Here is a 19,039-nt window from a genome sequence, read left to right as displayed (position 1 = left end):
AATTCTTTATTGAATATTGCCCTTTGAGCTTCGTATTATGCGTCAACAAATACTTGGACAAGCAGGCTGGAAGGCGCTAACCGTCTATGTCATGACAAAGCTTGATACGACACATGAAGGCGCACTTGCGCAAGATTTGATTGCTTCGGCTCTGCGCACGATCCGGACTGAAAATGCCGGTCTTGTGGCGCTTGAAGAAGCACTGAATAATGGCCTTTCTGCGCCCTTTGCCGAGGCCGTCAGGACGATCGTTTCCTCAAAGGGGCGATTAGTTGTGACAGGAGTGGGCAAGAGTGGCCATATTGGCAGCAAGCTTGCCGCAACTTTTGCATCAACCGGAACCTCGGCATTCTTCGTTCATTCAGCAGAAGCCAATCATGGTGATCTTGGCATGATTGGCACCGATGATGTCATTCTTGCAATTTCATGGTCTGGCGAAACGGCTGAGCTCAAGGGCATTGTCAATTATTCGCAGCGCTTCCGCATTCCACTGATTGCAATTACTGCGGGTGAGGAGTCGGCGCTTGGACGCGCGGCGAATGTCGTTCTGCTCTTGCCAAAGGCGCAGGAAGCCTGTCCGCATGGTCTTGCACCAACAACATCAACGATGATGCAATTGGCGATTGGCGATGCGCTTGCCATTGCACTCCTTGAGGCGCGTGGTTTCAGCCCGACTGATTTCAAAACCTTTCATCCGGGTGGCTCTCTGGGTGCAAGTCTTGTCCATGTTCGAGAGATTATGCATAAGGGCGATCGTTTGCCACTGGTGACAATCGGTACATTGATGCCGGATGCCATGAAGATACAGGCGCAAAAGAGCTTTGGATGCGTGATTGTTGTCGATCAGGACGGCCAGCTGGCCGGAATAATCACTGATGGAGATATTTCACGCAATCTCAGCCGCAATCTTTCGGAGCTTGCTGTAGACGATATCATGACGCGCGCACCTAAAACGGTCAGCCAGAATATGTTGGCGAGTGCTGCGCTCAGTCTTATCAATGAAAAGCATATAGGTGCGTTGATCGTTGTTGAAGACAATCGGCCCATTGGCCTTGTCCATTTCCACGACCTGCTGCGAATTGGCGTTGCGTGAGTTTGGGGTCCTGCCCCTAAGAAAGTGGCTGTTTAAACAGCCACTTCCATCTCAAGTGTAATTTGATCAAACGAGATAATGCGCACTTCGGTGCCAGCGGGCAGGTCCGGGCCCTTGATGCGCCATGTCGTATCATTGATGCGGATACGTCCCCGACCATTGATAATTGGTTCTGCCAGTGTTGCACGCTGGCCGACGAGTTGATCTCCACGTCGGTTGAGCAACGGCTCATCCTGGCGACCACTAGAGCCAAAGAAGCGGCGACCTGCCAGCACAAAAACGACCGCAAGCAGCAGAAATAGGGCGATTTGTAATTGCCAGCCAAAAGCTGCCAATGAGCCAAGCAGGAAAGCCAGCATGCCTGTCACAAGTGCAGCAACTCCAAACCAGATCAAGAAGATACCGGGTGCCAGAATTTCAAGAATCAACAAAGCGAGCCCCAGAACGAACCAGTTCCAAAGCCCCAGTTGTGACAGGAAATCTATGATCATGACGCCCTGCTTTTTGTTAGCTGCGAGTGGTTGGGATGCTGCGTGAGCGTGTTGCAGGCGCGGTCGGTGGTGTTGGATCAACCGGATGATTACCATGGCCAAACACTTCCTTGGCAATCGCGCCGATGCCGCCAAGTGAGCCGATCAATGCGCTTGCTTCAAGTGGCATGAGAACCACTTTCTGGTTTTTGGCGCTTGCGATATTGCCAAGTGCTTCGGTGTATTTTTGTGCAACGAAATAGTTGAGTGCCTGCACATTTCCGCTTGAAACGGCGTCGGAAACCAGTGTTGTTGCTTTTGCTTCCGCTTCGGCAAGGCGTTCGCGGGCTTCAGCTTCGCGCTTTGCGGCTTCCAGTTTGCCTTCTGCTTCAAGAATTTGCGACTGTTTCTGGCCTTCAGCACGCAGAATCTGGGCGTTGCGATCGCCTTCCGCTTCCAGCACTTGCGCACGTTTGTCGCGTTCGGCCTTCATCTGACGAGCCATTGAAGTGACAATGTCTTCCGGCGGATTAATGTCCTTGATTTCTACACGGGTCATTTTAAGACCCCATGGATGGGCTGCTTCATCAACAATTCGTAACAGACGATCATTGATCGCATCGCGGTTGGAAAGCAGTTCATCAAGATCCATCGAGCCCATGACCGAGCGGATATTGGTCATGGTAAGGTTCAGGATCGCATATTGCAGATTGGAAACCTGATAGGCAGCCTGTGCGGCGTTGAGCACCTGATAAAAGGCCACGCCATCCACCCCGACTATGGCGTTATCGCGGGTAATAACTTCCTGCGTCGGCACATCGAGTACCTGTTCCATCATGTTAAGGCGTGCACCGATACGGTCAAAGAAAGGTATGATAAGATTAAGGCCCGGCATCAGGGTGCGGGTATAGCGACCAAAACGCTCAACTGTATAATTATAACCCTGTGGCACTGTTTTGATGCCAGCAAAAAGCGTTACGAGAACAAGTGCAGCTAAAATCAGTAGCGTGATGTCAAAACCGCTCATTATGTAATTCCTTTAAATCAAATCCAGCCCTGTAACTCGCGACGGACAAGAGTTTCGATGACCTTCATACCTTCTGCACTGTCGTTGAGGCATGGTATGTGGCTGAAGTTTTCACCACCCGCTTCATGAAAAGCTTCTGCTGCTTCATGGCCGATTTCATCCACTGTCTCCAGACAGTCTACAACAAAACCGGGATTGAGAACCGCAACAGATTTTACGCCCTGTTTGGCGAGTTCCACTACAGTTTCGTCTGTATAGGGTGTTAACCATTCCTCCGGACCGAAACGGGACTGGAAGGTTGAACGAAACTGTTTGTCATCCATGCCAAGACGTGCACGTAAAAGTCTTGATGTTTCAAGGCATTGCGAACGATATGGATCGCCCTTGTCGGAATAGCTTTTTGGAATGCCATGATAGGAAGCAAGGATCACTTCCGGTTTGAAATCAAGCGTTGCCAGATGCTTCTCAATCGATTGTGCAAGTGCCTCGATATAGACCGGCTCCACCTCATAGGAAGGGATTGTCCGTATTGCTGGCATGAAGCGCTTTTTCATGAGCACTTCAAAGAATTTATCATTTACGGTGGCTGTGGTTGTCGCCGAATATTGCGGATAGAGCGGGAACATGACGATGCGTTCGCAGCCTTGTTTGAGCAGGCGGTCTGTCACGTCTTCAATTGAGGGTTGTCCATAGCGCATGGCCCAGTCCACGATGACATTCGGCTGATCTTTCAGCGCTATGGCAAGCTTTTCTCCTTGCGAACGCGTGAAAGTGCGCAGTGGGGATTCGTTTTTTTCGCGGTTCCAGATGCGGTCATAGAGTGCGCCGGAACGCTTCGGACGTGTATTGAGCACTATGCCATAGAAGATCGGATACCAGATAAGGCGCGGCCATTCGATAACACGGCGGTCGGATAAAAATTCGGCAAGGTAGCGACGCATCGGGGCATAGCTGGTGCCATCGGGCGTTCCGAGATTGACCAGCAGCACACCGATTTTGGGCTGTTTGACAGCATGGTTGATTGTGTTGTCGATCAATTTATCTGCCTCACTCATTTTCCGACTCCTGCTTAGCAGGAAAACTAGAGAAAAAAAGGCAAATTACAATCCTGACAATATCCACGGCCAATGAATTATCAGTTTTGAGCTGTAAGCATACATAAAAAACGGCATATGCAGAGAGCATATGCCGTTTCAATTATTATTCATATAGTTGTTAACCGCGACGGGTCAATGAGAAGCGCGAACCCGCTGATGATGTGCAGTTGAGCTGGTTCTGGGAAACGAGTGCGCAGTTTACACGTGATGTGGTTCCACGAACTATAGAACGCATGTCGATTTCAACGAGCTGAGGCGACTGATAGCGATAATTGCCTTCTGCAAGCTTTTCATTGGTGTCGGTGGAACGGGTTTCGAAAATACCGCCATTGAATGATGAGACGATGCCGTTTGGATCGACCCATGCTCCATCAATGCCTGCTGGTGCGCGATTGATAACAGGGACATTGCCGCCACCGCCGGGGCCAGTTGCTATACAGCCTGCAAGGGCAAGAGATACAATTGCCATAGAGCCAATGATGCGGAAGCGTTTCATGTCCATAGTCTCCGTAAGGGTGTTTCCCGTGTGATGTATGGAAATTTACACGATTACAAGCCCTTTTGAAGAGGATTGTGAGACTGTTGCGCAACTGCCGCAATGGTCGGGGTCAGGCAATTTGTCAGATTTACCGCACTCGTGGATTGAATTTGACATTTGAATCCCGGTTACTCTCAGTGCCAGTTCAAATGTCAAATTCGTAAAATCCACTAGAAACATATACTTGGCTAGTGGTTTTTGGATTCCAATATTTGCCCGCTTGGGTGGAGTGACGGGATGCAAATGTTGGAATCAAACCACTAGAATGTTGCGGAACTGCCAGGGATCTGTGGTGTCCAGCTCTTCTTCAAACAACACGCCACGACCATCGAGCGGGGTCCAGTCCGTATAATAGCCTTTGACAGGGCCGAGATATGGCAGTTGCACTTCAAGACAGCGGCGATAGTCCATCTCATCGGTTTCGACGATACCGCTTTGTGGATTTTCCAATGCCCAGACCATACCAGCCAGAACCGAAGAGGAGACCTGTAGCCCTGTTGCATTCTGATAGGGGGCGAGTTTGCGTGCTTCTTCAATAGTTAGCTGCGAGCCATACCAATAAGCGTTCCTGTCATGGCCATAGAGCAGAACTCCAAGCTCGTCAGAACCGTCAAGAATTTCATTTTCTTCAAGTACATGCTGTGCGGATTGTGCTTTGCCATTTGCACCAAACATTTCATTGAGTGACAGGATCGCGTCATTGCATGGGTGATAGGCATAATTACAGGTTGGACGATAGTCGAGCTTGCCTTTTTTGCTGCGCAAGGTGAAAAAATCCGCAATTGAAATTGCTTCATTATGCGTCACCAGCAGTCCGAATTGTGCTCCATGTGTCGGACACCAGGTGCGAATGCGGGTGCTGCCACCCGGCTGATCAAGATAGATGGCTGCCTTGTTGCCCTTTTTTTGTTTGCGGGCATTTTTAGGCTTCCATTTTTCATGGCTGCCCCAGCCGAGTTCTGCAGGTTGCAGACCTTCGGCAATAAAGCCTTCTACAGACCAGGTGTTCCAGAATGTGTCGTATGGCTTTGGTGCTTTTGCACGCTGAGTGTCCCGCTCTGCGATATGAATTCCTTTTACGCCAAGCTTTTTCATGAGCTTTGCCCAGCCCTTGCGATCATCGGTGGCAGGCTCTTCAAATTGAAGTTTGAGTTCGGTTGCGAGATCGATCAGCGCTTTTTTTACAAACCATGACACCATGCCCGGATTGGCGCCGCAGCATGAAACTGCCGTCGGACCGCCTGGGTTTTTGCGTTTTTCAGCGCGTACGGTTTCGCGCAATGCATAATTGGTGCGCGAGGCATTATCGGCTTTTTCATCAAAGTAGAAGCCGAGCCATGGTTCAACAACAGTGTCGATATAAAGGGCCCCATTTTCACGGCTGTAACACATCAGGTCGAGAGAGCCTGTATCGACAGACAGGTTGACAATGAAAGCCTGTCCTTCGCCGTCCTTGAGCAAAGGGCCAAGAATTTTTTTGTAATTATCTCTGGTGATTGCTTCCTGAATGAAACGGATTCCCTTGTCATCCAGAATTTTACGATTTTTCTCGCTTGGATCAAGGACGACCATCCGGGATTTGTCGAATTTGAAATGGCGTTCGATCAGTGGCAGGGTACCGCGCCCGATCGAGCCGAAGCCGATCATGATAAGAGGACCGGTAATTTCGCCATAGACTGGCCATTTCGTTTTCGCCATTTTTTCTCTCCTGCCGCAAGGATGCAGCGCTAGGTATTTCCGGGATGCGGAATACTCATTTTGCTACGATAGCACAGGTTCATAGAAAGAAAGAAACGTCACAAGCCTATGACAGCAAACGTGTTTAACGAATTTATATCGTAACCAGCTGAGCGCGTATCATGCCGCGCAATGAATTACCGACGAGAATATTGCGTGCATGGCTGAGATCATCCATGCTCACAACTCCTTCCTGCGCCACATTATTGTTTAAAAGTTCGCGTCTTAAAACACCGTCAAGTAACCCGCAGGAAAGGGCAGGGGTGACACAGCTTGTTCCACCCATATCAAGGAAAACAGAGGTGATCGTGCCTTCACAAATCTCGTCATGCTCATTGAGCAAGATGACTTCATCCACTTCTGCTGATGAATATTCTTCTCTGGCTGCAATATAGGTCTGGCGCCGTGTTGTCTTGTGGCGCAGCAGCGGATCATTTTGGTTCAAGCGTGTTTTTGCGACTGCTATACGCCACAGAGTATTGTCTGGCAGGGGTTCATAGGGCTGTGCTGCAAGCGTAACGGATCCATCAGGGGCCAATGTCAGCCGCAGTCTGAGCGGGCTTTCGCCAGTGGCAGTTTCAGCGATTTTCTGATGCACTGTTTCCATATCGTAATGAAAACCGAGTGTCTGTGCTGAATTTTCAAGCCGAGCCATATGCAGATCAAAACGCAATATGCCTGAAAGAGGCTCCCAGCGCATTGTTTCAATCAGTTGGTAGTCTGGCTCTGCAAGGTTGCGGGCCTCTGACCCGTCGCGAATTGTGCTTTCAGAAGGCATTCTTCATACTCCGCTTGCGCTGTGGAATCGAAAACCACGCCGCCTCCAACGTTGAAAATTGCACGATTTTGTTCAAGAAGCGAGAGCGTTCGAATGGCGACATTGAAGCGCATCCGCCCTCCCGGTTCTATCCAGCCGAGTGAACCGCAATAAATATCACGAGGTTGTTTTTCGAGGCAGCGAAGAATTTTCATAGCGCTGATTTTGGGTGCGCCGGTTATTGAACCGCAGGGAAAAAGCGCCGAAAAAATTGCGCGAAGCGGCAGATCATTTTTAAGTCTTGCACGCACGCGACTGATCATTTGATGCACGGTTGGATAGGTTTCCACCTGAAAAATTTCTGGTACGTCAAGCGAGCCGACTTCGCTGATCAATGATATGTCATTGCGCAGCAAATCGACAATCATGCGGTTTTCGGCCTGATTTTTGGGATCGTTCATCAGAAACTGGCGGTTCGCTTCATCCTCAATAGGCGTTGCACCGCGCGGCATGGTGCCCTTCATAGGGTGTGTTTCGATATATCCCTCATCATCAATTTCAAAGAAAAGTTCCGGCGAACGGGACAGGATGATCGGACCACCCAGATTACAATAGGTTGCGTAGCGAACCGGCTGCCGCCTGGCGAGCGCGTTGAACAGAACAAGCGGATCACCATCCCATTTGGCATGGATGGGAAAAGTCAGATTGCCCTGATAACAATCACCTTCCCGCAGATGCTGGTGGAGGCGATCAAATTTTTTTTGGTATTCCTTAAACGACCATTGAGCGACCGGATTACGCAAAAAACTGTTCTTGCCATCGCTGTGGTTGTGCAGCTCCTCATCGCAGGGTGCATCAAAGACACCGAAGCAGAGCAATGGCGCTTTGCGATCTTCGGGCAGCAGCTCCTTCAGTTTGGGTTCGAGTAGATAGCCTGCTTCATAAGAGAGATAGCCTGCGAGCCACTTGCCATCTTCATGTGCACGCTGCATCGCGTTCCATGCAGCCTCAAATGCATGTGGTTCATCGGCACGGATAATCGCAGATGGGGACGCAAAGAGAACTTCGCGTCCCGCCTTGTCATCCCGAAACAGGATAAGCGGCTTATCATAATCGGGTTGAGGCACGGATTTACTCAGTCTTCCATGGCTTCAAGTTCGTCGATAATGCCTTCGATCACTGACAGGCCCTTGTTCCAGAAATCCGGATCGGTTGCATCAAGACCAAATGGCGCCAGCAGTTCCTTGTGATGTTTGGTGCCTCCGGCTTTGAGCATGTCAAAATATTTTTGCTGGAAGCCTTTTTCCGAATTCTGGTAGACCGCATAGAGCGAGTTTACCAGACAGTCGCCGAAAGCATAGGCATAGACATAGAATGGTGAATGGATGAAATGCGGAATATAAGTCCAGAACACCTCATAACCCGGATTGAGATTGACTGCATCGCCAAGGCTTTCGCGCTGCACATCCATCCAGATTTCGCCGATGCGATCGGATGTGAGTTCACCTTCACGACGTTCGGTATGAACACGGCGCTCGAACTGATAGAAGGCGATCTGGCGCACGACAGTATTGATCATGTCTTCGGCCTTTTGCGCCAGCATGGCCTTGCGTTCGCGTTTGTTGGTTGTACGTTCAAGCAGTGAGCGGAAGGTCAGCATTTCGCCAAAAACCGAAGCGGTTTCTGCAAGCGTCAGCGGCGTTGAAGCCATAAGTGCGCCCTGTGATCCTGCAAGCACCTGATGCACGCCATGGCCCAGTTCGTGCGCAAGTGTCATCACGTCGCGCGGTTTGCCCATATAGTTGAGCAGCACATAAGGATGGGCTGAAGGCACGGTTGGGTGGGCAAAAGCCCCCGGTGCTTTGCCCGGACGCACCGGCGCATCGATCCAGTTCCTCTCAAAGAAATTTTTGGCGATTTCGGCCATTTCAGGCGCAAAACTGCCATAGGCCGAAAGTACGGTTTCACGCGCTTCATCCCATGAGATCAGCGCTTGTGGTTTTTCTGGCAAGGGTGCATTGCGGTCCCAGTTTTCGAGTTTTTCAAGGCCAAGCCATTTGGCTTTCAATGCATAATAACGGTGTGAAATGCGCGGATAGGCTTTTTCCACTGCGCTCGCAAGAGCATCGACCACTTCACGTTCAACACGATTGGCAAGGTGTCGGCTGTCGGCAATGTCCTGAAAACCACGCCAGCGATCAGAAATTTCCTTGTCCTTGGCAAGCGTGTTGGTGATCAGCGTGAAAGTTCGCAGATTTGCGCTAAAAGTTTTGGCAAGGGCTTCAGTCGCCTTTTTGCGCACTGCGCTGTTTGCATCCTGTAACAGGGTGAGTGTCTGCTCGATTGCGAGTTCTTTACCATCAATCTCAAACCGCAGGCTCGACATTGTTTCATCAAACAGGCGGTTCCATGCGCTGTAGCCGGTGATCGACTTCTCATGAAAAAGCTGTTCCAGCTTGTCATCAAGCTCATAGGGCTTGTCCAGGCGCAGATCTTCCAGCCAAGGGCGGTAGTGACCGATTGCCGGATTGGAGGCCATTGCCTTTTCAAGGACGCTATCGTCAATCCGGTTGATTTCGAGACTGAAAAAAATAAGTGGCGTATTGGCATCGGTCAATTTCTGCTGCACATCGCCATAAAGCTTCATACGCTCGGGATCGGTTGTGTTGCCATAATAATAGAGGCCGGCAAAAGACGCGATACGGCCCATAAGTTCGCTAAGCGCTTCATATTCCTTGATAGCTTGCGCGAAATGACCACCATCGGCTTTTGCCGCTTCTTCTGCGAGCTTGCCTTTCCAGCGTGTTTCAAAACTGGCTGCATCTCTGGCCGCCTTTGCGAGATCGGCTTTTAGTTCAGCACTTTCGGCTGAAGGGTAAAGATCGGCCAGATTCCATTCCGGCAGTTTTCCAAGTTTTGTCGCATCGGTCATTGGTCTTCTCCTGTCGCCATCCTTCTCGCATGTCTTTTTGTTGACGCCAAGAGGGGGATGTTTACGCTTTTCGAAGCATCACTATTTTGAGGATGTTAGATATATTTTCCATGCGCTCCGCTTGCTTTCACTGAAAGCTAAGGTCAAATAAATCGCCTGAAAAATGATACATACAAGTTATTGGGGTGTTCTGGTCAAGTCCCCCCTGATAGATGAAGCAGTTAATGAGTACGCGTATTCTTATAGTGGATGATGATCCGATCCAGCGTCGCAGCCTTGAAATGGCGGTTCTGCGCATGGGTTATCGTACGATTCTTGCAGATGGTGGTATCAGCGCTCTCGGGTTCATCGCGAACCGAAAAGACATAGCGCTCATCCTGCTGGATCTGACCATGCCGGATATGGATGGTTGTGCTGTGCTGCTAAGAATGCGCGAGGCCGGCATCAATATTCCTGTTATTGCGCTGGTCCAGCAGGACGACATGAATAAGGCGATGCAGGCGATCAAGCTGGGCGCATTGGATTTTATGACCAAGCCTGTAGCGTTTGAACGTATGCAGGTTTCTATCGCGAATGTTTTTAAGCTTGATTCGCTGTCGCATGAATTAAAACGCTTACGTACATCGCAACAGTCGCATATTCTGCTTTCTGACCTCGTCATAAAAAGCCCGGAAATGGAAAAGGTCGCTACGCTCGCCAAGCGCGTCATGCATCTGGACACGCCATTACTCATTGAAGGTGAGCAGGGAACGGGCAAGGAAACGCTGGCGCGTGCGATTATTGGCAGTGGGGCACTCTGGCAAGGTCCTTTCGTTGCTGTGGATTGCCGCGGATTTGTAAATAAAAATGCGAATGAAATTTTATTCGGGCAGTCAGCAGGCCTGGATGACAATGAGGGGCTGAATTTTAACGGGCCGTCGAGCCATATTGTCGGCAAGCTGGCTGAGGCGAATGGTGGCACATTATTCTTTGATCAAATTAGTGCCTTGCCTTATCAGACTCAAATTCGGCTTTTTGAAACAATGCAGGCTGCGCAGGATACCGCTGAAAATGCGAATGGCGCGTTTGTGTCGAAGACGCGGATCATCGCATCCAACACTCAAGCGCTCGTTGAGCTTGTTCATATGGGGCGGTTTCACCCCGGCCTTTATCAGCTGATTTCTTCATTTCATATCACCATGCCGCCACTGAGAGACCGGATTGAAGATATTCCAATTCTGGCACACCAGTTTTTGATGCAATTTGCCAGTGAAGAAAGGCTGGGGCACCTTGTCGGAATCGCACCAAATGCGATGGAAAGTCTTAAGGCACATGCATGGCCCGGTAATGTGCGTGAACTTAAGAATGCAATATATCAGGCTGTTCTTCTTTGCGAAAATCACACGCTCTCAATCGGTGATTTCCGTGGCATGACGATATTCGGCAATAAAGAACCTCTGTCTGATACAGTGATGGTTCATAAGGGTGAAAATTCCGGTTCAGGAATGATCAATGGAGTTACCCCAGAGGGTGAAGTGCGCACGCTTGCCGCAGCGGAAGAAGAGATGATCCGTTTCGCAATTTCCTATTATGATGGTCAAATCAGTGAGGTTGCACGTCGATTGGGGATTGGCCGGACCACGCTTTATCGAAAGTTGAAGGAATATGGCATTGATGTGGCTTCAGCTTCTTCACAGAGCGAAAGTGAAATTGTGCCCTTCAAAGAGCGTATTCGATCGAGGATTTTGAATACATAAATTATATTAATTCATTGAAATATATAAGTTAATGTAATTGCCCTGCTAGTGTTGCCAGAATGTGAGCATTAAGAAATATTGTTAATAATTTTTTCACCATAATGAAAATAGATGCGTAGCTGTGTCTTTTTTGCCATGGTGTTTCCTCATTTGTTGTTCACTAAGCGTCCATTAACCATTAAATCCGACAATCAGGGCTCACTCATATTCGTTTCTGGAACTCTGATACGGCCCTTAGGGCGGACAACACGGTAAGGCGATATAATTCGATGAGCAGCATATCGACCATCAAAGCACGGCTGGCGAAAGTCTGGACTGGATTGTTTGATTCCCTGACACATGTCCGAGCGTCTGCGGCGGCGGCTTTGGCTGTCAGTGCTGTTGTTGTGACATTGGCGCCTTCTCAGGCATCGGCAGAAACCCGCTCATTGAAGCTTTATTACGTCCATACGGGTGAAAAAGCCGAGATTGTTTTCAAGAAAAACGGTCGTTTTCTTCCTGATGGCTTGAAGAGACTGAACGTCTTCCTGCGTGACTGGCGCCGTAACGAGCCGACCAAGATGGATCCTCGCCTGTTCGATCTGGTTTGGCAGGTTTATCGCTCAACGGGTTCAAGCCAATATATCACCGTTGTTTCCGCATACCGATCGCCGGCGACCAATAATATGCTCCGGTCGAGAACGAAAGGCGTGGCTAAAAAGAGCCAGCATACGCTTGGGCGAGCGATGGACTTTTTTATCCCGGGCGTTCCTCTCGCGAAATTGCGTAGCATTGGCATGCGCTATCAGATTGGTGGCGTTGGTTATTATCCGCGCTCCGGCTCGCCTTTCGTGCATATGGATGTTGGCAATGTGCGCTCGTGGCCCCGTATGAGCCGTCGTGAATTGCTTGCCTTGTTCCCCGATGGCAAAACAGCACATCTTCCAGCCGATGGTAAGCCATTGCCGGGTTATCAGCAGGCGCTTGCCATGATCGAAAAGCGCAAAGCCGGTGGCGGCAATGTTATGATGGCGAGCAATTCGGCTCCGCGTAAAAGCAAGACTTTGTTTGGCGCATTGTTTGGCGGCGGTGCTGACGAAGAAGAGGATAATGGTGATGTGGCGCCTGCGGCTGCCCGCCCGGCTCGGGCCGTTGCTGTTCGTCAGGCTCCTGCGCCTGCAGCACCGGTACGCACACCACAGCCTGAAACCGTGATTGCTGCGCTGCCGGTTCGTAACGCACCTGTTCCTATACAGGCTCCGCGTCCTGAAGCGATTGTTGAAGTGCCTCAGCCGGTAGAAGAAGCACCAGCGGTTGCGTTTAATGTCCCGATTCCGTCCAGCAGGCCTGTTAGCGCCGCTCAGGATGCTATTGCTCTGGCCGCAGCGGCCAGCCCTGTTGATGATGTTGCCCAGCAAATTGCTGATGCAAGTGCCAATACGATGATAACCGGTTTTGTTCCTGTACCGTCAATGCGTCCGCAGCAGGAAGCCGCGCCACAACTGGCCGCCGCTGTCGTTCCGGGGATACGCCCTCAACATGATCCGCAGGATGCTATTGCGCAGCTTGTTAATGGTGATTCTGCAGCGGGACATGCTGTTGCTCAGGATACGGCAACATCTTATCCGGTGCCGCAGGAAGCGCCCCGTGCGAATACTCAATTGGCAATGCTTTCCAAGAAGGATGAGATTGCTGAGTTGATTGCTCCACCGGAAGATGATTTTGATACAAAACCGGTCGCAGTTGCAAAACCGGAACCTGTGAGGGTTGCTCCAGTTAAGACGGCCTCCGTTGCTAAGCCTGCTGCTTCACGTTCGCGTATTGCTTCTGTTGGACAAGTAGCACGGACGGGTGGTCGTTCGACTGGCAAGAGTGATCGTCGTGTTGCTGCGGTGCCTTCGCGTCCGGCACCGATGGTTCAACCTGCTGTAATGCCGGCTTCTGCGGTTGCTATATCGGCAGAACCTGTTGCGCAGACGGCACCGGCAACCAATGCGGTTCTGCGTAACGATGCATTGAGATCTGCTCCTGCTATGGTCTACACGGCTGGTTTTCAGCGTGGAGATTTGCCGAGTGAACATGCAAATCAGTTCAGCGGTAATGCTGTAACGTTTCTGACAGTCGCAAAATTTACTGCAACGAACTGAGTTTTTTTGCGGGACAAAATTAAAAGGGGCCATAAAGGCCCCTTTTAATTTGATTTTTTTAAATCAGTTTCAGTGGTTAAGCTGCGCTGCTTCAGCAGCAAGTCTGGTAATGCCATCCCAATCACCTGCTTCGAGAAGCTCTTTTGGAGTAACCCAGGAGCCACCAACACAGATCACATTTGGCAGTGAAAGATAGGATTTTGCATTGGTGAGGCTGATGCCTCCTGTCGGACAAAAGACAGTATCAGCCAGTGGAGAGGAAAGAGCCTTCAAAAAGGCTGCACCACCTGCCTGTTCTGCGGGAAAAAACTTGAGATGTGTGTAGCCTTCTTCGCGTAGAGCAAGCATTTCACTGGGCGTAATTGCCGCTGGCAGCAATGGCACCTCGCTGTCATTGGCCGCAGAAAGAATATATTTTGTAGCACCCGGGCTTACGATAAAGCGTGAGCCGGCTTTGGCTGCATCTTCATATTGTTTTGCATTAAGAATAGTGCCAGCGCCAACGATGGCCTCTGGTACTTCCTGTGCAACGGCACGGATAGCATCAAGCGCTACTGCTGTGCGCAAAGTAATTTCGATTGCAGGTAATCCACCCTTGGCAAGGGCGCGTGCCAGCGGAACCGCATGCTCAAGCTTATTAATCAGCAAGACGGGAATAACTGGCTGGCCTTGCAGGACGGGAACGAGAAGATCGGTTTTCTGCGGCATAGGCTTGCTCTTCTTCTAAAAAGTAAACGGCTGTAATCGATTTAAAGCGTGACTTCAGCTTTGTCTACAGGAAGGGAGTTTCGTAATAGCCCGGAGCCTGATTTGAGTGTTAATGGTGAATTTTTATATTGGATACGAGCAGAGGCTATCTCGGCAAAATGTGTAACGACTTTAAAACTCCCCCAGATAGTTCTGGGGGAATTTTATGTGCGCTATTGGGTTTTATCAAAGACCGTGAGTGCCATCATAAGAGTTGATTTTGGGCATAGCCCAGCCTTCAGGTGTTCTTGCAGGCTTATATATTTCAACGACAAGTGGATAGCAGTTGGCGGTATCGGATGAATGCTCAGAAGAGCAATCGCCACCGGGGCAGGCCGACATGCAGCCCAAGAGGTCAATCTCGGCAAAGAATTCAAGATAGTCGCCGGGGCGAACCGGACTTGCCTTCATGAAATATTGGCCAGTATCACGTGTAAAGCCTGTGCACATGAACACGTTGAGTACGTCATGAACAAAATTTCCAGCTTCCTCCAGCGATTTTCCGGTCTGTTTTGCAAAAGCACGTGTCAGATTGGAGTGGCAGCAATGATGATACTGGCCACCATTGCTCAGCAGATTGTGAGTATATGGATCACAGCGGGTTCCGATAACGTCGTGTACCGATCCACCGAATTCATCGAAGCCATACCAATCGAGTGTGTCATGCGTAATTGTTGCAATTGGCCTCAGATAGGGCATGTTCGAAAAAAGCTGATCGCCCAGTCCAACATGGGTTCCGTTGAGGGCGCGTGTTTTGCCGGTATAGAGCCGCTCATTGAGGTTCTTGGCGTTAAACAGATTGAGATCGCCAACCTGTGAGCCTTCACTGCATACAATGCGGCAGAAATGCCCGGCAGGTACCTGCCAGCAGGCTGCATCCCGTGCAGGAACAACGACGCGTTCGACAAATTCCAATTCATCGCGCAATGCACGATAGGCTGCAAGATCCGGGCGTGGCAATGTATCGACAGGATAACAGATCACAGGTTTAATCGCCTTGCGGGCAGATGCATCTTCCGGCGCAAGGGTAATAGGTTCGGGTTTCATCCCTGTTTTTCTCCTTAATGTAGGCGTGTCACGCCATTCCCGTCAAATTACTGGGTCTGACCCTGATGGGCCTGTGCAGCTAGTGTCCTGTTTGGGCGAGGCAGGGTCTGAGCGCGGGCAGCTTCCAAAACCACGCGTTCAGATTCCTGTAAATAAAGTTCAAGAGCATTGCTGGCTGCGGCGCGGTCACCGTCACAGAGCAAGCCGCAAATTTCGACATCACGGGCTACCCAGGGTTCTTGAAAGCGGCGCGCATCCGGAGCCATCGAAAAAGCCAGTCGCGCCTGGGCTGCCACGGTCGCGAATACTTCGTTCAAACGCGGGCTTCCAATGAAATTGACGATATGTTGATGAAATTCCAGCGAAGCAGTGCCGCATTGTTGCCAGTCCTTGATGAGTGCGGCGCGTTGCACCGATTCGACCTTTTCAACGAGCTCTGACATTGCTTCCTGAGAGGCGTAGGCACTGCAAGTAATGCCACGTAATTCCAGTGTCATGCGGATAGCGTAAATTTCACTGATTTCGGCAGCATTCAGTGCACGCACTGTGGCACCGTGATGGGCGCGGTGTTCAATCAGCCCCTCGGCAACAAGATCGCGCAATGCTTCACGCAATGTATTGCGCGATACATTGAGCGATTCAGCCCATACGACTTCACGCAAAGGTGTACCCGGCGCAAGCTCGCCACGCAAAATTTTATCGCGCAACAGTCCAGCCGCAGTCTGGGTCAGCACCGGTGTCCGATCTGAGGGGTGATCTTGGTTGGCCACAATTGTCTCCTTGGCAGTATAATTTGTTGAACAACATTTTATGTCAAGGGGAAATGCACATTCCTTTTGTTTCTATAAAGGAATCTGTAGCAGATTTTTCGGCGCTGATATTTTGCCTGTAAACCTCCGGCCATCATGGTTTTTAAATATTCTGATCCTGCTTAGGTGGTATAGTGGCTTAATTTGGGTGATGCAGCATGATTTATGTCTTGCGACCTAAATTTAGAATTATTTATCATAAATGTTCAACAAAAAAGAAAAGAGCGAAAAATGAATGGGTTAGGTCACGTCTTACCGGTTGTGGGAGGTATTTTTGTTCAGTTTTTATCGTAAGTAAGGCTTGATGGTGAAATTTTGTGCAGGTGCAGGGATTGCATTCTCATAATTGTTCAACAAAGATAAGAAAACGAATGAGAGGAACATCCTATGAAAAAATTTCTGGCCAGTACCTTCGTCCTGATGGCGTCACTCACAGGTGCACATGCAGAGGCACTTAAGATCGGTGTTGATCTGACCTATCCGCCCTATAATTATTTCGATGAAGCCAATCAGCCGGCAGGCTTTGACGTGGAATTGGTGAAACTGATTGCTGACAAGACGGGCAGCGAAGTCACCTTTCAGGATACCCGCTTTGAGAATCTTATTCTCGGCGTATCCAGTGATCAGTTCAATGTCATTGCCTCGACACTTTATGTGACGCCTGCGCGTGCAAAGCAGATCGACTACATTCCCTATATGAAAACCGGTGTTTCCATCGCTGTTTCAACAAGCAGTGGTGCAAATTTCACCAAGCCGGAAGAGTTGTGCGGTAAACGCGTTGGCTCAATCAAGGGAGCTGCCTGGATTCCTGAACTTGAAAAGCTCAACAAATCGGTTTGTGCCGCCAACCCGATTGACTCGCGCGAATTCCCGACTTCGCCAGAAGCCACACAGGCTGTCATGTCCGGCGGCGTTGATGCGCAGCTTGAAAACTCGGCTGTGCTGGCCGATGCGAGCGCAAAGCTTCGTGGCCGTCTGAAAGTCACTTCAACCGAGCAGCTTTATCCTGTGATTGTTGGTTTTGGTGTCAAAAAGGGCAATGAAGAACTGGCGAAGTTTTTGCGCGATGCACTGACCAAGCTTGATGGCGATGCCGATTATGAAACCTTGTTCAGCAAATATGGCGTTGCGAAATCGACGGAAGCCGAATTCAAGGCAGCTATTGCTGAATGAATGTGACAGGTAGGTGGACACCACACACCTACCTGATCACTTGAGACTGGAATTTGCGGCGCTGTAGCGCACATCCTGAAAAGTACAAAACGATTTTCGGGTAAAATGCGCTTTAAAACAATGAATTAGAATGCCGTGCGTTCAATTGGACGCTATAGTTTTGGGAAATCCGGCCCATGAATTTTGACTGGAACTACCTCTTCAGCCTGGTGCTATATCCAGATTTCTGGCGTGCTACGGCACTTGTTGCATGGCTGGGTGTGCTAACCTGGGTTGTCGGCACAGTGCTTGGTTTTTTGCTGGCGCTTGCGCGGCAATCGAATCTACGCGCCGTGCGCTGGTCCGCGAAAACCTATATATGGCTGTTCCGCAGTCTGCCTTTGCTGGTATTGCTGATTTTCGTTTATAACATGCCGCAGTTCATACCGGCGCTTGGGCCTGTTCTGTCGGTGCCGTTCTGGGCCGGTCTGATTGCGTTGGTCATTTCAGAAACGGCCTATTTGGCAGAAATTCATCGTGCTGGTCTTATTTCAGTGGATCAGGGGCAACACGAGGCCGCACATGCGCTTGGCATTCGTCCAGTGGGCAAATATCGCCATATCATTTTGCCGCAAGCCGTTCGTGTTGCATTGCCGTCGCTGGGCAATGAATTCATCACCATTGTCAAGTTGACTTCACTTCTATCGGTGATTTCACTTGCAGAGATATTGCTGGTTGGCCAGCGGTTATACACGCGCAATTTTCTGGTCATTGAAACGCTGGTAGCCGTGTCATTCTACTATGTTCTGGTAGTTTCTGTTTTCAGTTTTTTCCTGTCCCGGCTTGAAGGTCGCCTTGATATCACGCGCATGACGGGTGCTGAAATTGCAGAGCCTGCCGCAATGCAATCAGCAGCTCAGACCACTAATCAACGCCGTATCGGCAAAGAAGTGGTGGTGGCTCTTGAGCATGTCTGCAAAGATTTTGGAGACAAACACGCGCTTGCCGATGTGTCGCTGAAGGTCAGCAAGGGTGAGGTTGTCAGCATCATCGGACCATCCGGCTCCGGTAAGACGACCTTGATCCGCACGATCAATGCGCTTCAGGACATCGATAAGGGTCGTATCCTGCTCGATGGTGGCGAGTGGATTACGGCTGACGAGAAGGGCTATCGGGTTGTCTCCGATTTCCATGATCGTGTTACGCGGCTTGGCATGGTGTTCCAGTCATTCAACCTGTTTCCGCATATGACTGTTTTACAGAACGTGACTTTTGGCCCGCGTTATCACGGCAATAGCAATAAGGAAGCCTTGCGTTCTGCAGCTCAGAGCCATCTGGCTCGCGTTGGAATGGCGGCCCATGCCAACAAATATCCGCATCAGCTTTCGGGTGGACAGAAGCAGCGCGTGGCAATTGCACGTGCGCTGGCTATGGACCCGGAAATCATGCTGTTCGATGAGCCGACTTCGGCGCTCGATCCAGAACTGGTGGGCGAAGTATTGCAGGTTATTGAAAGCCTCGCACGTGATGGCATGACGATGATTATCGTGACCCATGAAATGCGTTTTGTCAGCCGTGTCAGCGATCGTGTCGTGATGATGGAAAATGGCCATGTTGCAGTGAATATGACAGCAGATGAACTGAAACAGGCTCCGGCTGACAGTCGTATCCAGAAGTTTATGCTGCAAAGTTAAGCTGTTATCTGTTTTAGATTATATCATTATAAAAAGACCGGCGGATATCATAATCCGCCGGTCTTTTTGATATTTAA

Annotated in this window: 16 protein-coding genes; 5 read left to right on the top strand and 11 right to left on the bottom strand. The window is 50.0% G+C overall.

Going from position 1 to position 19,039, the window contains the following annotated elements; genetic code table 11:
* Positions 1–91 precede the first annotated feature (91 nt).
* The gene (locus FHY56_RS02060; protein WP_140903556.1) at positions 92–1,093 is read left to right on the top strand and encodes a KpsF/GutQ family sugar-phosphate isomerase; all 1,002 of its coding nucleotides are present in this window, start codon (positions 92–94) and stop codon (positions 1,091–1,093) included.
* A 32-nt stretch (positions 1,094–1,125) separates the two neighbouring features.
* On the opposite strand, the gene FHY56_RS02055 is transcribed toward FHY56_RS02060, so the two are convergent.
* From FHY56_RS02055 to FHY56_RS02020, 8 genes are all read right to left on the bottom strand, one after another.
* Positions 1,126–1,584 (bottom strand): NfeD family protein, encoded by a 459-nt coding sequence (locus FHY56_RS02055; RefSeq protein ID WP_140903499.1) that lies wholly within the window; start codon positions 1,582–1,584, stop codon positions 1,126–1,128.
* A 16-nt stretch (positions 1,585–1,600) separates the two neighbouring features.
* The gene (locus tag FHY56_RS02050; protein ID WP_140903498.1) at positions 1,601–2,590 is read right to left on the bottom strand and encodes an SPFH domain-containing protein; all 990 of its coding nucleotides are present in this window, start codon (positions 2,588–2,590) and stop codon (positions 1,601–1,603) included.
* Between the two features lie 17 nt (positions 2,591–2,607).
* The gene (gene hemH, locus FHY56_RS02045; protein ID WP_140903497.1) at positions 2,608–3,645 is read right to left on the bottom strand and encodes a ferrochelatase; all 1,038 of its coding nucleotides are present in this window, start codon (positions 3,643–3,645) and stop codon (positions 2,608–2,610) included.
* Between the two features lie 160 nt (positions 3,646–3,805).
* A complete protein-coding gene (gene omp10, locus FHY56_RS02040; RefSeq protein WP_140903496.1) occupies positions 3,806–4,183 on the bottom strand; it encodes an outer membrane lipoprotein Omp10 in 378 nt (125 codons plus the stop codon).
* 294 nt (positions 4,184–4,477) lie between these two features.
* A complete protein-coding gene (locus FHY56_RS02035; protein ID WP_140903495.1) occupies positions 4,478–5,923 on the bottom strand; it encodes a homospermidine synthase in 1,446 nt (481 codons plus the stop codon).
* Between the two features lie 133 nt (positions 5,924–6,056).
* The gene (locus FHY56_RS02030; protein ID WP_140903494.1) at positions 6,057–6,740 is read right to left on the bottom strand and encodes an aminotransferase class IV family protein; all 684 of its coding nucleotides are present in this window, start codon (positions 6,738–6,740) and stop codon (positions 6,057–6,059) included.
* Complete coding sequence (locus tag FHY56_RS02025; protein ID WP_140903493.1) at positions 6,671–7,846, bottom strand: aminodeoxychorismate synthase component I; 1,176 nt, start codon at positions 7,844–7,846, stop codon at positions 6,671–6,673. Before FHY56_RS02025 ends, FHY56_RS02030 begins: the two co-directional genes overlap by 70 nt.
* Positions 7,847–7,854: 8 nt before the next feature.
* Positions 7,855–9,651 carry a M3 family oligoendopeptidase gene (locus tag FHY56_RS02020; protein WP_140903492.1) on the bottom strand — a complete coding sequence of 599 codons (1,797 nt, stop codon included), beginning with the start codon at positions 9,649–9,651 and terminating at the stop codon, positions 7,855–7,857.
* 224 nt (positions 9,652–9,875) lie between these two features.
* Here FHY56_RS02020 and FHY56_RS02015 point away from each other — a divergent pair, with 224 nt between their 5' ends.
* A complete protein-coding gene (locus FHY56_RS02015) occupies positions 9,876–11,387 on the top strand; it encodes a sigma-54-dependent transcriptional regulator (RefSeq protein ID WP_140903491.1) in 1,512 nt (503 codons plus the stop codon).
* 269 nt (positions 11,388–11,656) lie between these two features.
* On the top strand, positions 11,657–13,513 hold the full coding sequence (locus FHY56_RS02010; RefSeq protein ID WP_140903490.1) for a peptidoglycan L,D-endopeptidase MepK: 1,857 nt from the start codon (positions 11,657–11,659) through the stop codon (positions 13,511–13,513).
* A 69-nt stretch (positions 13,514–13,582) separates the two neighbouring features.
* Here the strand turns inward: FHY56_RS02010 and FHY56_RS02005 are convergent, their stop codons facing one another.
* From FHY56_RS02005 to FHY56_RS01995, 3 genes are all read right to left on the bottom strand, one after another.
* Positions 13,583–14,221, bottom strand: coding sequence for a 2-dehydro-3-deoxy-phosphogluconate aldolase (locus FHY56_RS02005; protein ID WP_140903489.1), 639 nt, complete (start codon positions 14,219–14,221; stop codon positions 13,583–13,585).
* Positions 14,222–14,446: 225 nt separating this feature from the next.
* A complete protein-coding gene (locus tag FHY56_RS02000; RefSeq protein WP_140903488.1) occupies positions 14,447–15,307 on the bottom strand; it encodes an urea carboxylase-associated family protein in 861 nt (286 codons plus the stop codon).
* Positions 15,308–15,354: 47 nt separating this feature from the next.
* Positions 15,355–16,077: a GntR family transcriptional regulator gene (locus tag FHY56_RS01995; RefSeq protein ID WP_210240045.1), complete on the bottom strand. Its 723-nt coding sequence runs from the start codon at positions 16,075–16,077 to the stop codon at positions 15,355–15,357.
* 426 nt (positions 16,078–16,503) lie between these two features.
* Here FHY56_RS01995 and FHY56_RS01990 point away from each other — a divergent pair, with 426 nt between their 5' ends.
* Together FHY56_RS01990 and FHY56_RS01985 are read left to right on the top strand one after the other, a co-directional pair.
* Entirely contained in the window at positions 16,504–17,289 is a 786-nt protein-coding gene (locus tag FHY56_RS01990) for an ABC transporter substrate-binding protein (RefSeq protein WP_140903487.1), read from the top strand.
* A gap of 176 nt (positions 17,290–17,465) precedes the next feature.
* On the top strand, positions 17,466–18,962 hold the full coding sequence (locus tag FHY56_RS01985; protein WP_140903486.1) for an amino acid ABC transporter permease/ATP-binding protein: 1,497 nt from the start codon (positions 17,466–17,468) through the stop codon (positions 18,960–18,962).
* The last annotated feature ends 77 nt before the right edge of the window (positions 18,963–19,039 follow it).

This window comes from Brucella gallinifaecis, assembly GCF_006476605.1.
GTDB lineage: Bacteria > Pseudomonadota > Alphaproteobacteria > Rhizobiales > Rhizobiaceae > Brucella > Brucella gallinifaecis.
The sequence above is the reverse complement of the archived record's forward strand: the minus strand, read 5'-3'. Positions and strand labels throughout refer to the sequence as shown.

Coding starts and splice junctions, on each gene's coding strand:
- FHY56_RS02060 (WP_140903556.1), top strand. CDS start 92: ATGACAAAGCTTGATACGACACATGAAGGCGCACTTGCGCAAGATTTG.
- FHY56_RS02055 (WP_140903499.1), bottom strand. CDS start 1,584: ATGATCATAGATTTCCTGTCACAACTGGGGCTTTGGAACTGGTTCGTT.
- FHY56_RS02050 (WP_140903498.1), bottom strand. CDS start 2,590: ATGAGCGGTTTTGACATCACGCTACTGATTTTAGCTGCACTTGTTCTC.
- hemH (WP_140903497.1), bottom strand. CDS start 3,645: ATGAGTGAGGCAGATAAATTGATCGACAACACAATCAACCATGCTGTC.
- omp10 (WP_140903496.1), bottom strand. CDS start 4,183: ATGAAACGCTTCCGCATCATTGGCTCTATGGCAATTGTATCTCTTGCC.
- FHY56_RS02035 (WP_140903495.1), bottom strand. CDS start 5,923: ATGGCGAAAACGAAATGGCCAGTCTATGGCGAAATTACCGGTCCTCTT.
- FHY56_RS02030 (WP_140903494.1), bottom strand. CDS start 6,740: ATGCCTTCTGAAAGCACAATTCGCGACGGGTCAGAGGCCCGCAACCTT.
- FHY56_RS02020 (WP_140903492.1), bottom strand. CDS start 9,651: ATGACCGATGCGACAAAACTTGGAAAACTGCCGGAATGGAATCTGGCC.
- FHY56_RS02015 (WP_140903491.1), top strand. CDS start 9,876: ATGAGTACGCGTATTCTTATAGTGGATGATGATCCGATCCAGCGTCGC.
- FHY56_RS02010 (WP_140903490.1), top strand. CDS start 11,657: ATGAGCAGCATATCGACCATCAAAGCACGGCTGGCGAAAGTCTGGACT.
- FHY56_RS02005 (WP_140903489.1), bottom strand. CDS start 14,221: ATGCCGCAGAAAACCGATCTTCTCGTTCCCGTCCTGCAAGGCCAGCCA.
- FHY56_RS02000 (WP_140903488.1), bottom strand. CDS start 15,307: ATGAAACCCGAACCTATTACCCTTGCGCCGGAAGATGCATCTGCCCGC.
- FHY56_RS01990 (WP_140903487.1), top strand. CDS start 16,504: ATGAAAAAATTTCTGGCCAGTACCTTCGTCCTGATGGCGTCACTCACA.
- FHY56_RS01985 (WP_140903486.1), top strand. CDS start 17,466: ATGAATTTTGACTGGAACTACCTCTTCAGCCTGGTGCTATATCCAGAT.